The sequence below is a fragment of the Micromonospora marina genome (assembly GCF_900091565.1).
In the GTDB taxonomy this organism is placed as follows: Bacteria; Actinomycetota; Actinomycetes; order Mycobacteriales; family Micromonosporaceae; genus Micromonospora; species Micromonospora marina.
In genome coordinates this window covers 1-13643 of sequence record NZ_FMCV01000017.1, presented here as the reverse complement: position 1 = coordinate 13643, position 13643 = coordinate 1, and the positions used below count along the sequence as shown (strand labels likewise).

13 protein-coding genes are annotated in these 13643 nt (G+C 73.0%); 3 read left to right on the top strand and 10 right to left on the bottom strand.

All coding sequences use genetic code 11. The features are described from left to right. Positions 1-37 precede the first annotated feature (37 nt). Positions 38-556, top strand: coding sequence for a VOC family protein (locus GA0070215_RS18930; RefSeq protein WP_341845000.1), 519 nt, complete (start codon positions 38-40; stop codon positions 554-556). Positions 557-571: 15 nt separating this feature from the next. After that, positions 572-754, top strand: coding sequence for a VOC family protein (locus tag GA0070215_RS29730; RefSeq protein ID WP_341844999.1), 183 nt, complete (start codon positions 572-574; stop codon positions 752-754). 148 nt (positions 755-902) lie between these two features. On the opposite strand, the gene GA0070215_RS18925 is transcribed toward GA0070215_RS29730, so the two are convergent. The 7 genes from GA0070215_RS18925 to GA0070215_RS18895 are packed head-to-tail and all read right to left on the bottom strand — an operon-like array spanning position 903 to position 8308. Beyond that, positions 903-1616 carry an N-acetylmannosamine-6-phosphate 2-epimerase gene (locus tag GA0070215_RS18925; RefSeq protein ID WP_091048064.1) on the bottom strand — a complete coding sequence of 238 codons (714 nt, stop codon included), beginning with the start codon at positions 1614-1616 and terminating at the stop codon, positions 903-905. Further along, a complete protein-coding gene (locus GA0070215_RS18920) occupies positions 1613-2533 on the bottom strand; it encodes an ROK family protein (RefSeq protein WP_091048060.1) in 921 nt (306 codons plus the stop codon). Before GA0070215_RS18920 ends, GA0070215_RS18925 begins: the two co-directional genes overlap by 4 nt. Then, entirely contained in the window at positions 2530-3372 is an 843-nt protein-coding gene (locus GA0070215_RS18915) for a carbohydrate ABC transporter permease (RefSeq protein ID WP_018788333.1), read from the bottom strand. Before GA0070215_RS18915 ends, GA0070215_RS18920 begins: the two co-directional genes overlap by 4 nt. Further along, entirely contained in the window at positions 3362-4309 is a 948-nt protein-coding gene (locus tag GA0070215_RS18910; RefSeq protein ID WP_018788332.1) for a carbohydrate ABC transporter permease, read from the bottom strand. Before GA0070215_RS18910 ends, GA0070215_RS18915 begins: the two co-directional genes overlap by 11 nt. A gap of 11 nt (positions 4310-4320) precedes the next feature. Then, entirely contained in the window at positions 4321-5604 is a 1284-nt protein-coding gene (locus GA0070215_RS18905; protein WP_026268588.1) for an ABC transporter substrate-binding protein, read from the bottom strand. 21 nt (positions 5605-5625) lie between these two features. Then, positions 5626-7221, bottom strand: a complete 1596-nt coding sequence (locus GA0070215_RS18900) for an FAD-dependent oxidoreductase (RefSeq protein WP_091048057.1) — start codon at positions 7219-7221, stop codon at positions 5626-5628. Between the two features lie 40 nt (positions 7222-7261). Next, positions 7262-8308, bottom strand: a complete 1047-nt coding sequence (locus GA0070215_RS18895; RefSeq protein WP_091048053.1) for a LacI family DNA-binding transcriptional regulator — start codon at positions 8306-8308, stop codon at positions 7262-7264. 533 nt (positions 8309-8841) lie between these two features. Between GA0070215_RS18895 and GA0070215_RS29190 the strand changes: the two genes are divergently transcribed. Beyond that, complete coding sequence (locus GA0070215_RS29190; RefSeq protein ID WP_244167049.1) at positions 8842-9021, top strand: hypothetical protein; 180 nt, start codon at positions 8842-8844, stop codon at positions 9019-9021. Position 9022: 1 nt separating this feature from the next. On the opposite strand, the gene GA0070215_RS18885 is transcribed toward GA0070215_RS29190, so the two are convergent. The 3 genes from GA0070215_RS18885 to GA0070215_RS18875 form a co-directional block, all read right to left on the bottom strand. Further along, on the bottom strand, positions 9023-9832 hold the full coding sequence (locus GA0070215_RS18885) for a metal-dependent hydrolase (RefSeq protein WP_018788327.1): 810 nt from the start codon (positions 9830-9832) through the stop codon (positions 9023-9025). Between the two features lie 117 nt (positions 9833-9949). Beyond that, positions 9950-12313, bottom strand: a complete 2364-nt coding sequence (locus GA0070215_RS18880; RefSeq protein WP_091048051.1) for a serine/threonine protein kinase — start codon at positions 12311-12313, stop codon at positions 9950-9952. A 70-nt stretch (positions 12314-12383) separates the two neighbouring features. After that, positions 12384-13643 (bottom strand): glycosyltransferase family 4 protein (locus tag GA0070215_RS18875; RefSeq protein WP_091048047.1); only part of this gene is annotated, 1260 nt, incomplete at its 5' end.

Genomic DNA, 13643 nt, shown 5'->3' with positions numbered 1-13643 from the left:
CTGCCGACGGTCGGCGGCGGGGATCGGAGACGGGCGGATGGCGGTTCACCTCTACGCGGTCAGCCTCGACGCGGACGACCCACGCCGGCTCGCGCGGTTCTGGTCCGGCGTGCTGAGCCGGGAGGTCATCGACGACCCGCACGAGGGCGTGGCGCTGGGCGGCGACGTCCACAGCGACTTCCGTATCCGGTTCCTGCCCAGCGACGCGCCGAAGACGGTGCAGAACCGGATCCACTTCGACCTGACCAGCGCGTCGCCGCAGGCCCAGCGGGACACCGTCTCCCGGGCGCTGGCGCTGGGCGGACGGCACATCGACATCGGTCAGGGCCCGGACGACGACCAGGTGGTGCTCGCCGACCCGGAGGGCAACGAGTTCTGCGTCATCGAGGCGGGCAACAAATTCCTCGCCGGCTGCGGCCCGGTCGGCGCGGTGAACTGCGACGGTACGCGGGCGGCCGGCTGCTTCTGGAGCGAGGCGCTGGGCTGGCCGCTGGTCTGGGACCAGGGCGAGGAGACCGCGATCCAGTCGCCGCGCGGAGGCGCGAAGGTCACCTGAAGCGGCCCGCCGCTGATGGACCGCGGCGACGGGGACCGCGTACACCTGGATCTGGTCGCGGACGGTGACCGGGACGCGGAGATCGACCGGCTGCTCGCGCTCGGCGCGACCCGGGCCGGTGCGGGCCGGCACACCGCCGACGACGTGGTGCTCGCCGACCCGGACGGCACCGGGTTCTGCCTGCTGACGCCCCGCTGAGGCGGGTGCGGCCCCCGGGACCGCACCCGCACCGGTCAACGCAGCCGCAGGCTCGGCTCCAGCGTGACCTCGAACAGCCGGTCCCACGAAACCTCGACCCGTACCGCGGTGACCCGGTCCAGCGTCGCGGTGAACGTCTCGCGTCCTCTCATCGATGCTCCTTCTTCTCCGGCGCGCTCGCCGCCCGGGGGGTGGCCGGAACCAGTCGGCGGGTGATCCACAGCGGTGAGGTGACGGCGTTGCCCATCACCACCGCGTGGGCGCCCGCCTCGAAGGCCCGGCTGATCTGCTCCGTGGTCCGGTAGCGCCCTTCGGCGATCACCGGCACGGGCAGCAGCGCGGCGAGTCGCGCCACGAGCCCGAGGTCGGGCCCGTCGATCTGTGGGCTGGCCGGGGTGTAGCCGGACAGTGTGGTGGCGACCGCGTCCGCGCCGGCCTCGACGGCGGCGACGCCCTCGGCCACAGTGGAGACGTCGGCCAGGACCAGCGCGCCGGTCTGCTCGTGGACCGCGCGGACGGTGTCGGCGAAGCTCCGGCCGTCGGGCCGGGGGCGGTCGGTGGCGTCCGCCGCGACGACGTGCGACCCGGCGCGCGCCGCTTCGAGGGCGTGCCCGGCGGTCGGGGTGATGAACACGCCCTGCGTGCCGTGCTTGTACAACCCGATCACCGGCACGCCGACGGCGGCGCGTACCGCCCGCACGTCGTCGGGGCCGTTGACCCGGACCGCCACCGCGCCGCCGCGCACCACGGCGGCCGCCACGTGGGCCTGGACGTACGGGTCGCGCATCGGGTCGTCCGGGTCGTCGGGCAGGGGCTGGCAGGACACGACCAGCCCGCCTGCGAGTTCGTCCAGGACACTCACGTGCTTGTTCCTCCGTCGTGGTGGATCGGTGCGGTGGCGAGCCGGGCGGCGCCGACCACTACCGCGTCGGCGCCCAGGGCCGCCGGAAGCAGTGGCACGTGCGCCCAGCCGCCTGGTAGTTCCGCCCGGTAGGCGGTCGTCGCGGCGGGGAGCAGGGTGCCGGCGGCGCCACCGGCGACCACCACCGCCTCGGGGTCGAGCAGGGCGACCAGCCCGGCCAGGGACGCGCCGAGCGCAGTACCGGCCCGCTCGACGACCTGCCGGGCGGTCGCGTCACCGGCCGCCGCGCGCCGCGCCACCTCCCGGCCGGTGACCGGCTCTCCGCCGGTGAGCGCGTACGCGGCGGCCAGGCCGGTGCCGGAGGCGATCGCCTCCAGGTGCCCGTACCGGCCGCAGCCGCAGCGCAGCCGGTTCGCCCCCGGTGCCGGCAGGTGCCCGAGCTGACCGGCCGCGCCCCGGGCGCCACCGGCGATCCGTCCGTCGCGGGCGACAGCGCCACCCAGCCCGGTGCCGACGGCAGTGAGCAGCACGTGCCCCAGGCCCCGTCCGGCGCCGGCCCAGCACTCACCGAGCGCCGCCGCGGCGACGTCGTTCGTGACGCGTACCGGCCGGGCCAGCCGCGCGGCCAGCTCGTCGGCCACCGGGGTGCCGGCCCATCCGGGCAGGCTGCCGGTCGCGTACCGGATGGCGCCGGTGACCGGGTCGACGGTGCCCGCGGTGCCCACCCCGACCGGCCCGGGGCCGGCTGCGGCGAGCAGGCCGGCGGCCAGGCCGGCGGCGGTGTCCAGCACCGCGGCCGGCCCGCCGCGCGCGGGGGTGGGCGCCTCGCGGCGGCCGAGCACCCGCGCGCCGGGATCGACGAGAGCGGCGGCGGTCTTGGTGCCGCCGATGTCGATCCCGACGACCGGCGCGGTCATCCCTTCAGGCCGGTGTGTGCGAGACCCTCGACGAACTGCTTCTGCGCGATGACGAACACCGCCAGCACCGGCAGCGCGGTCATCGACGCCGCCGCGAGCTGGACGTCCCACATCGGACCGCCGTACGCGTCGACGAACTGGGTGAGCGCCTGCGGCAGGGTGAACTTGTCCGGCGAGGACAGGAACACGATCGGTTCCAGGTAGAGATTCCAGCTGTGCAGGAACGTGAAGATGGCCACCGCGCCGAGCGCGGGTCGGGACAGCGGCAGCGCGATCTTCCAGAAGGTGGCGAAGCGTCCCAGCCCGTCCACCCGGGCCGCCTCCTCCAGCTCACCGGGGAGGCTGATGAAGAACTGCCGCATGATGAACGTCGCCAGCACGCTCGGCGCCCCGAAGATCGGCACCAGGATCAGCGGCCAGTGCGTGTCGATCAGGTCGAGCTTGAAGAACATCTGGAACAGCGGCACGATCGTCACCTCGCTCGGGATGAGCAGGCCCGCGAGGACGACCAGGAACAGCACGTTCTGCCCCCGGAACCGGATGCGAGCGAACGCGTACCCGGCCAGCGACGCCACGGCCAGCGTGCCGACGGTGACCAGCAGCGCGATGTAGAGGCTGTTGAGGTACTGCTGCCCGAACGGCTGCAGCTCGAACACCCGCTGGTACGCGTCCAGCCGTGGATCGGTCGGCAGCAACTGCGGCGGGAAGGAGAAGATGTCCGCCACCGGCTTCAGCGACGAGGTGACCATCCACCAGGTGGGGAACACGAACGGAACGGCCAGGACCATCAGCACCCCGTAGAGCACCAGCTTGGTCCGCCGGGACAGGTCACGACTCATGGAAGACCCACCTCTTGCGCATCTGCCACTGCAGCACGGTCAGCGCGAGCACGATGACGAACAGTAGGATCGACAGCGTCGCGCCGTAGCCGAAGTGATGGAACTGGAAGGCCTGCTGGTAGAGGTAGTAGACGAGCACCGTGGTCGAGGTGCCGGGCCCGCCCTGGGTCAGCACCGCGATCTGCGCGAAGACCTGCAACGAGCCGACCACCGTGATGATCGACGTGAGCATGATCGTCGGGCTGATCAGGGGCACGGTGATGCGCCAGAACTGGCGCATCCGGCTCGCGCCGTCCACCTCGGCGGCCTCGTACAGGTCGGTGGGCACGCCCTGGAGGGCGGCCAGGAACAGCACCATGTTCAGGCCGACGTTCTTGAACACCTGCACGACGATCACCGACAGCATCGCCGTGCCCTCGCCGCGCAACCAGTTGGGGCCGTCCACGCCGAGCGTGTCGAGCAGGCCGTTGACGCCGCCGTTGTCCTGCAGCAGGAAGCCCCAGACGATGGTCCACGCGACGAGCGAGACCACCACGGGGGAGAAGAACAGGGTGCGGAAGACGATGGTCCCGCGCAGCTTCTGGTTGAGCAGGACGGCCAGCAGCAACGCCAGGCCGAGGTTGAGCACCACCAGGCCGATCGAGAACAGGCCGGTCGACCGCAGCACCGGGCCCAGGTTGGGGTCGTCGGCGAGCGCGGCGTAGTTGTCGGCGCCGATGAAGTCGAAGCTGCCGGCCAGCACGTTCCACTCGTGCAGGCTGTACCAGACCACGAGGACCAGCGGCAGGATCACGAAGACCGCGCTGCCGAGCAACTGCGGGGTGATGAACAGGTATCCGGTGAGCTGGTCCCGGCGGCGGGTGGTCCAGAACGGCCGGGCCCGGCCCGGGGTGGGCCCGGCAGCGGCCGGGCCCACCCTGGTGTCCGTCTGGGTCATGATCCTCGGCCCTACTTCGCCAGCAGCGGCTGGATCTTGGAGCAGACGCCGTCGAGTACGCCCTTGACGTCCGCGTCCGCCTTCCACAGCGGGTCGAGCGCGGCGCGCACCTGCTGGCTCAGCTCGGCCTGCCCGGCGTGGCTGGGCTTGACCGTGCCGTTCGTGATGCCGTCGATGACGACCTTCTGCAGTTGCTCCGGCTTGAGCTTCGGGTTCGTCTTCGCCAGCGTCTCGGCGGTCAGCTGGGACTGCCGTGGCGGCGGGAAGAACTGGGCCAGCTTCGCCGAGTTGGCGGGGTTGGTGAAGAAGGCCAGGAAGTCGGCGGCCTGCTCGGCGTGCGGGCTCTTCTTCATCACGCCGAGGCCGGCCTGGCCGACCACCGCGTACGGGCCCTTCGGGCCGGCCGGCAGCGGGACCAGATCCCAGTCGAAGCCGTTCTCCTTCAGCAGCGAGGCACGGGAGATCTGGGTGACGGTCATGGCCGCGTCACCGGCGAAGAAGTCGGCGGTCGTACCCGGGCCGGGCAGCGCCTTGCCGGTGAAGATCGCCTTGTGCAGCGTGGTCATCGCCTCGACCATCTCCGGGCTGTTGAACCCGCAGCTGCGGCCGTCCTCGCTCCACGCCTGGGCGCCCCAGCCGGTCCAGAACGTGGCCAGGTTGTCCCAGCCCTTGTAGTCGAAGTCGCGGACCACGAGCCCGGCCTTGCCCGACTCCGCCGCTGCCGCGCCGGCCACGGCGAGCGCGGTGTCCCAGTTCCACTGCCCGGCCGCGATCAGCTCGGCCGGGGTCTTCTGCCCGGCCTGCTTGAGCATGTCGTTGTTGACGAACACGCCGAACGGCGAGGTCGAGAACGGGTACGCGAAGAGCTCGCCGTCGTTGCGCCAGAGCTTCAGCGTGGCGGGGGAGAGGTCGTCGTACTGGTAGCCGTCGGTCTCCTTGAGCGTGTCGTCGAGCGGGCTCAGCGCGCCGGAGGCGACGAAGTCCGGAGCCGAGTTCTCGAAGATCCATGCGAGGTCCGGCGCGTTGCCGCCGGCGATCTGCGTGGTCAGCGTCGTGGTGTAGTTCTCGAACGGCAGCGGATCGAACTTGATCTCCGCGACGTCCGGGTTGTTCTTGCGGTACTCGTCGGCGATCTCGTTGAACAGCTTCAGGTGCGCCTCGTTGGCCGACCAGACGGTCATCCGCAGGCTCGCCGGACCGTCGTTCTCTGCATCGCCGCCACCGCCGCACGCGGTCAGGGCGAGCACACCGGTCATGGTCGCCGCGAGCAGGCCGGACAGTCTTCCGTATCTCACTTTCTTCTCCTCACCAGGGGTTCAGTAGCCCGCGATCTGCGGCCAGCGGCGTTCCACGCCGGCGGCCGAGATGCGGTCCGTGAATTCGGCCAGCAGGCGGGGGTTGCCGCGGACCGCGCGCGGGGACTCGCCCCGCGCAAGGCAGAAGTCGGCCAGCAGGCCGGCGACCTCACCGACGTTCCACTCGACCGGGTGCAGCCGGTAGCTGCCGTTCGTGATGTGCGTGGTGCCGATGTTCTTGCCGGCCGGCAGCAGGTTCTCCATCCGCTGCGGGATGAGCGCACCGAGCGGGATCTCGAACGGGCAGGAGCCGACGTCGATGTAGTTGTCGCCGCCGGTCGACGGGTGCAGGTCGATGCGGTACATGCCCACGCCGATCGAGTCGCGGTAGTTCACCGCGCCGTGCTCGCCGCGTACCGCCAGGGAGAGGTCCTGCTCGACCACCGTGTACTCGGCGCGGATGCGGCGCGACTCCCGGATGTAGGGCGCCTGCGCCAGCCCGTCGGTGCTGCCGGTCACGTCGCCGCGCAGCCGCAGCCCGGGGAAGCCGGTGCCGCCGTCGGGGCGCGGCGCCTCGGTCTGGAGCCAGTACAGGACGGAGTACGACAGCTCGCGCGCCTGGGACAGGTGCCAGGACGCGTTGGGTACGTCGATGACCGGACCCTCGAAGTAGTCGATCATCGGCCAGTTGACGAGGGTGATGTCACTGCCGTACGCCCCGTCGACGAAGTTGCGCCGCGCCGCGATGCGCCGGAACGTCCACAGGTTGCCGTCGCCCGGGTTGAGTCGCTGGTCGGCGTTGACGCCCAGCGGGTCGTCGTCCGGGTTCGGCGTGAAACTGCGCTCGACGATCTCCAGCGTGCGCGGGTGCGGCGACCGCCAGGACAGCAGCCGGTCGCCCCAGAAGTCCGGCTTGTAGTCGCGCCAGAAGTCGTAACCGGCGGGCCGGTCGATGGTGTGGTCGCCGTCGACGTGGTCCAGCGCGAAGCAGACGGACACCGCCTGCATGTTCAGCGGCTGCGCCTCGGCGGGCGCGCTCGGCTCACCGGTCTGCGCCTGCGACTCGAATCCGGTTACGTACTCGGTGCCGGTCAGCGGCAGCAGTTCGCCGGTCTCGGTGGCGTCCAGGACGTACGGCGCCTCGACCTCGATCCGCTCGTCGCGGTCCCGGTGGGCGAGCGTGACGCCGGTGACCCGGTCGCCGTCGGTCTCGGCCGCGACCGGCCGGTACGGCTGGAGCACCGTCAGCCGCCCGGACCCCCGGTACGGCGCGAGCATCTGCTCCAGGACGGCGACCGCGACCCGGGGCTCGTGGCAGAGCCGGCTCACCCAGCCGGCGCCGGGGTTAAGGTCGGTCCACGCCCGGGACCGCTCGGTCAGCGGGTAGTGGCGGCGGTAGTAGTCACGGATGCCGTTGCGCAGTTCCCGGTAGCTCGCGGTGGCGCCGAACTGCTCGATCCAGGAGTGCTCGTCCGGCGGGACCGCCTGGCTGGTGAGTTGCCCGCCGAGCCAGTCGAACTCCTCGCTCAAAATGACGGACCGCCCGGCACGGGCCGCGGCCAGCGCCGCTGCGACACCGCCCAGTCCGCCCCCGACGACGAGGACGTCCGCACGCATTAGTACCACTTGCTTCCTTCCAGTTGCGCGGCCGGGCGCGTCAGCGCCGGTCGACCGCCGATCCAGGGACGCCGAGGGTGTCGCCCTCGACGAGTTCGCAGGGCAGAAGCCGTTGCTGTAGGCCGCCGGCGCTGCCGTCGATGACGCCGGTGAGCACCTCGACGGCCTGGCGGCCCATCTCCTCGCGCGGGATGCGGAACCCGGTGAACGTGATGTCGGTGGGCACCGGGACGGTCGGGTCGCCGAGGGTCACGACGGACAGGCCCCCGGGCACCGTCAGCCCGCTGCGCCGGGCGGCCGACTCCAACGCGACAGCGGTGGCGAAGTCCTCCACGAAGACGACGGTGCTGCCGTCGGCCCGCAGGTCGTCCACGGTGGCGTCGGCGGTAAGGGCCGTCGCGGTGATCTGGCGGGCGCTCTCCGCACCGGCCGTGCCGGCGTGGAAGCCCCTGCGCCGGTCGTGCGAGGACTCGGCCGCGGTGCCCATGCCGACGTACGTCAGGCGCCGGTGCCCCAGGTCCAGCGCCCGTTCCGCCAGCCGGTGGACCGCGCTGGCGTAGTCGGCGCCGACGTAGGGCACCGGCCCGCCGGCGTCGTCGCGGCGCCCGACGGCGACGTAGGGGAATCTGTCGCGGTTGAGCCGGAGCAGCTCCGCGCCGTCGATCTCCCGGCCGAGCAGGATGCATCCGTCGGCCAGGCGCAGCCGGTTGTCCTGGTGGAAGATGCGCCGCCGGCCGTCCACCACCGGGGCGCTGGTGAACAGCAGCAGGTCGCAGCCGACCCGTTCGGCGTACTCCTCGATGCCGAGCAGGAAGGGGTGGAAGAAGTCCCGGCTGCCGCTGGGGAAGGCCGGCTCGTAGGTGAAGACGCCGATGATCCGGTTGAACCCGGAGGCGAGGCGGCGGGCGGCCGGGTCGGCGGCGTATCCCGTCTCGGCGATGACCTGCAACACCCGGTCCCGTGTCTCCGGCGCGATCCGGACGTCGGCGTCGGTGCGGTTGTTGAGCACCAGTGAGACGGTCGCCTGGCTGACGCCGGCCATTCGTGCGATGTCACGCTGGGTGACTCGCCTGGGGGGAGGGGTCACGTCGGTCCTTCCGCTGCCGCTAATGCGTATTAGCGATCGGTTGGCAAGGAGCCTCGCTTCTTCCCCGACCTCCTGTCAAGGGGTGGACGGAAGATTTCCGTTCGATGAACTCCCTGGAGTAATGCGCATTAGCCGCCGATTGCGCCAGTCCTTGCCAGTCACTGCTCGCGGGATCTTGACAAGGCGACCAGAGGCGCGCGACAGTAGGCGAGTCGCGGCGCTAATGCGCATTAGCGGGTAGTGGCTCGCCTGCCCCGGCCAGTGACGACACCTAGTTCCCTACCGACAGTGACGCCCGGTCTCGGCTCTGCCCGCCGCCGCCCCGACGACGCGAGGCGCTACCGTTCCGACAGGACGGTCGTGGCGTCGTCCACACGGGGAGGGGACAACGTGGGCATCATCTCGCGGGAGCCGCTGCCGCCTGGCTCGTCGTCGTCGCGGAGGCGGGCGTCGGCTACCTCGGCCTGCTGGCGTACGCGCTGGTCACCGGTGCCGACCCGGGCGGCCCGCTGGCCACCGGATACGCCGCCACGGTGGCGGCCGCCACTGACGTACCTGGCACCCGGGTGCCGCTGGTGTCCGGGATCGCCGCGCTGCTGGTCCTCCCGCCGACCGTGGCGTACGCGTCCACCGCCCGCGGCGTGGGGTGGCCGGCCCGGCTGATCCGGCACCGGGTGGCCGGCACCCGTGCGGTGCGCGCGGAGGCGGGCTGACCTACACCTGGATGTCGAAGCGTTGCAGCACCGAGGGCGCGACCAGGCCCACCGCGGCCAGCACGGCCAGGACCGTCATCGCGGTGCGCAGCACCACCGTCTCGGTCTTGCTGCCGGTGCGCAGGGCGATCTTGTTGGGCAGGCCGACCATCGTCCACATCCGGCGTCTGATCGGGATGGGCCACAGGATCGGCACCCCGGCCCGGGTGATCATGTCGCCGAGGATGTGCACGAAACAGCCCACGCCGACCGCGAGCCCGATCATCGGATAGCCCCGGTCGCCGGGCAGGTTCGCGAACGTGAACCAGGCCGCGGCGGCGGACACCAGCGTGACCACCACCCAGCCGGCCCGCTCGGCCCACTTGTCGAACAGCCCGCGCAGCGCCAGGCCGATCATGAAGAAGAGGATGCCGACCACCGCCCACTTGCCGTAGTGGGCGCAGAGCGCGGTGGTGCCCCACCCGACGAGCACGGTGAACGGGATGGTGTGGGTCAGCGTGCGGTGCCCGTTGCTGCGGCGGGGATCCTTGCTGAGCTTGGTGGCGTAGTAGACGCCGAGCGAGATCTTCTCCATCACCTCGGCGACGAACAGGCTGACCACACCGAACGTGCGGGCCACGGTCGCGCCGCCCTGGTTGCGGGTGACCTTCCCGGACAGGTCGAGGTCGGGGAAGAGCGCCCCACCGGCGCAGACCGCGGTGCCCACCGCCAGGGCCAGCGGTGTCTGGTGGTAGTCCGCGAACTGGGCCATCGCCCAGGAGCCGGTCAGCCACGCCGCCGCGCCCGAGAGCGCGTGGGACGGTCCCATCATCTCGGCTCGCCCTTCCCGAAGATCTTGATCCACAAACTACGCCACTGTAGTCAGCTCGTACGACAGCGGGGCATCAGCCGGACGGTCCACTGGGGAAGGGCTGCCGCACGGCCCGGTTCAGCCCGCGGTACGGGTGGGCCGGACCTGCCCGAGGCTCGCGCGGATGACGGCGAACTGCTTCGAGGCGGCGGGCCAGTCGGCGTCGGAGGTGGTCCAGCCGAGCGTCCAGCCGGCCCGCTCACCGGGCAGGACGCGCAGCGCACGCATCCGCTCCCCGTGGTCTGCGGTCCAGCGGCACTCCCACACCGCGCCCGGACCGTCGGACTCCAGCCGGACCTGCTGGTATTCCAGCAGCCGGCCGGACGAGGTCAGGTCCCGCTCGGACGACTTCAGCCGGCCCACCGGATCACCGCCCGGGTACGGCTCGACGCCCAGGATCCGCCGCGTCGCGGGGTCCTGGAAGCAGGTGGTGTCGCCGGAGCGCAGTTGCAGCCAGCCGGCGGGCAGGGCGATGCGGAAGCCGCCGGTGTCGGCGGGCCAGACCCAGCCGGTCGGGACGGTCACCGGCGGGTCGTCCGGGGGCGGCCCCTTGCGGACCGGTGTGCCGGCCACGTCGGGCCGGACGCAGGGGAACGGCGGAGGTGGCGCGCCCGGCCCGGGCGGGCGGTCCCCAGGGCGGGCGACGGCCTCGGTGGAACCGCCCGGCTGCGGCGTCTCGTCGCGAGCACCGGTGATCGCCAGCGCGGTGCCCACACCCGTCGCCACGGCCAGCAGAACGGCTCCCAGGATCAGCCCCCAGCGCTGCAGCGGGTTGCCGTCGCCGGAGGTGAGCAGGGGGTCGGCAGGACGGGGGACCCCGGCGGGCCGGGGCGGCGCGGGGTGCACCGCGCCGCCGTCGACCGGCCCGCTGTGGGCGACCGGGGGAGGCTTGGTGACCGGCGCGGCGCCGGGGCCGATGATGTGCACCGGGCTGAGGGCGTCGGCGCGGGGGGCCGACTCGGGGCCGGTCGGGCTGCCCGGGTCGACGAAGCTGGTGAGGACAGTCGGACCGAGGCTGACCGGACCCGAGCCACCGGCCGTACCCGAGCCACCGGCCGTACCCGAACGACCGGCCGGACCCGAGCCACTGATCCCGGCCGGGCCGCCGGCGGCGGTCGCGCCGCCGCCTGCCTTCGGGCCGCCGCCCGGTGCCGGGCCACCGATGACAGCACCCGAGTCGCCGGCCGCGTCCGGACGGCGGGTCGCATCCGACCGGCCCGCGGGGGACGAGGGGCGGCCTGCGTCCACGCGCCCGACCGCCTCCGAGCGGCCGGCCGGGGACGATCGACTCCCTGCCTCCGCGCGGATGGCCGGTACGGAACGGCCGGCCGTACCGGAAGGACCGGCTGGGCCGGGCAGACGGACCGGACCGGCGGCGCCGGCCGTGTCCCCGGACGGTGGCGCGCGGTCGCCCTCGGCGGGCGGGGCCCACTCGTTGCGCTTCGCCGCCCGGCTCCACGCGCGGGCCGCGGCGGCCGGCGGCATCAGGTCCGGGTAGACGCCGCCCGCAGCCGCCGGTGACCCCGGCTCGTCACCCGCCGGCACGTCGGCGTCGCGCCCCCCGGCCGGCCGGCCGGCCGACACGGCGGTGGCCCGCCCCGCGGAACCGGCGGCCTCCGCGTCGGCCTCCGACACCGCTGCGACGCCGAGCAGGCGGGCCGTCTCGCGGTGCCCGAGCCGGGCACGCGGATCGCGCCGCAGCAGTCCGGCCAGCACCGGCATCAGCGGACCGGCGTGCGGGGCCGGGTCGGGCGGCCGGGTGGCGAGCGCGGCGAGCGTGGCCATCGCGGTGCTGCGGGCGTACGGCGAGCGGCCCTCCACCGCAGCGTGCAGCGTGGCGCCCAGCGACCACATGTCCGCCTCGACGCTCGACACACCCTCGGCGGCCCGCTCCGGTGCCACGTACTGGGGGGAGCCGAGGACCAGGCCGGGCCGGGTCATCGCGCCGTCGCCGCCCTGGAACACGGCCAGTCCGAAGTCGGTGAGCAGCACCCGCCCGTCGCGGGCCAGCAGCACGTTCGCGGGCTTCACGTCCCGGTGCAGCACCCCGGCGTCGTGCGCGGCGCGCAGCGCGGCGAGCACCGACAGGCCGATCTCGGCAGCCCGGCCGGGCGGCAGCGGCCCGTCGGTCTCGATGATCTCCTGGAGCGAGCGGGACGGGACGTACTCCATGATCAGCCAGGGTTCGCCCTGAACCCGGACCACGTCGTAGACCCGGACCACGTTGGGGTGGTTGAGCCGCGCGGAGGTTCGTGCCTCGCGCAGCGTACGGGCGCGCAGCTCGTCCTGCTCGTTCTCGGCGAGCCAGTTCGGCGGCACGACCTGCTTCACCGCGACCTCGCGTTGCAGCTCCTCGTCGCGCGCCCGCCAGACCTGGCCCATCCCGCCGCGGCCGACCAGTTCGAGCAGGCGGTACCGCCCCGCGATCACTACCTCCCGCACCGCACTCCTCACCGCTGGTCAGTGGTCCACAATAGCCAACGGATCGGACGGTACCTATCGCATGTCAGCGCTAACTCGCCGCGCCGGCGAGCAGGTTGCCCTCCGGAACCGGGATCGGGGACCGGTCGCCGGCCAGCAGGGCGGCGGCCCGGCGGGCCTGGAACGCGTCGTGGTCGCGGCGGGCGGCGGCGTAGCTGCCGGCGGTCCGGGCGGCGATCGCGGACCAGGTGTACCGCCGGCTGACCATGGTCCGGGCCGTGCGCGCCACCCGCCGGGCGAAGACCTCGTCGCCGAGCAGCCGGTCGACGGCGCCGGCCAGCGCGTCCGGGTCGCCGTGCGGGAACGTCACCCCGGTGACGCCGGGCTCGACGATCTCGGCCAGCCCGCCGGTACGCGCCACCGCCAGCGGCGCACCGGCCGCCGCCGCCTCCAGTGCGATCATGCCGAACGGCTCGTAGAGGCTGGGGATCACCGTGGCGTCGGTGGCGGCGAGCACCGCGGGCAGCTGGGTGGCGTCCATGAAACCGGCGAACCGGATCGTGTCCCCGAGGTGCAGCCGCCGCGCCTGGTCCACCAACTCGTCGCGGTACGGCCCGTCCCCGGCGATCACCACCCGCAGGCCGGGGTGCCGCTTCGCCAGGTGCGGCACGGCGTGCACCAGGTGCTGCACGCCCTTCTCGTAGACCAGGCGGCCGGCGTACCCGACGAGCGGCCCGCCCGCGGCGAAGCGTGCCCGGGCGGAGGCGACGGCGTGCGGCCGCGCCCGCCAGGCCCGGTCGTCGACGCCGTTGGCGACCACGTCGATGCGCCCGGCCGGTACGCCGAACAGCCGGGCCACCTGGTCGCGCATGTAGCCGGAGCAGGCGATCACGCGGCCGGACTCGTTGGCGAGCCAGTGTTCGACGCCGTGGATGGTGCGGTTCATCTCTTCCGGCAGCCAGCCCTGGTGCCGGCCTGCCTCGGTGGCGTGGATGGTGGTGACCAGTGGCACGTCCAGGTGTTCGCGCAGTGTCATCGCGGTGTGTGCGACGAGCCAGTCGTGGGCGTGGATGACGTCGTAGGTGCCGGTTTCGGTGGCGCGTAGTGCGGCCCGGGTGAGGGTGTGGTTGAACGCCATGGTCCAGGCCAGCAGGGATGAGGTGGCGAGGGGGAACGTGACGGGGTCCTCGGCGGCGCGGACGATGCGGACGCCGTCGGCGTACTCCTCGAGGGGGGCGCCCTCGGCGTGGCGGGTGACGACTGTGACCTCGTGTCCGGCGGCGGCCAGGGCGACCGACAGGGCGTGGACGTGGCGGCCGAGGCCACCGACGAGCACCGGCGGGTACTCCCA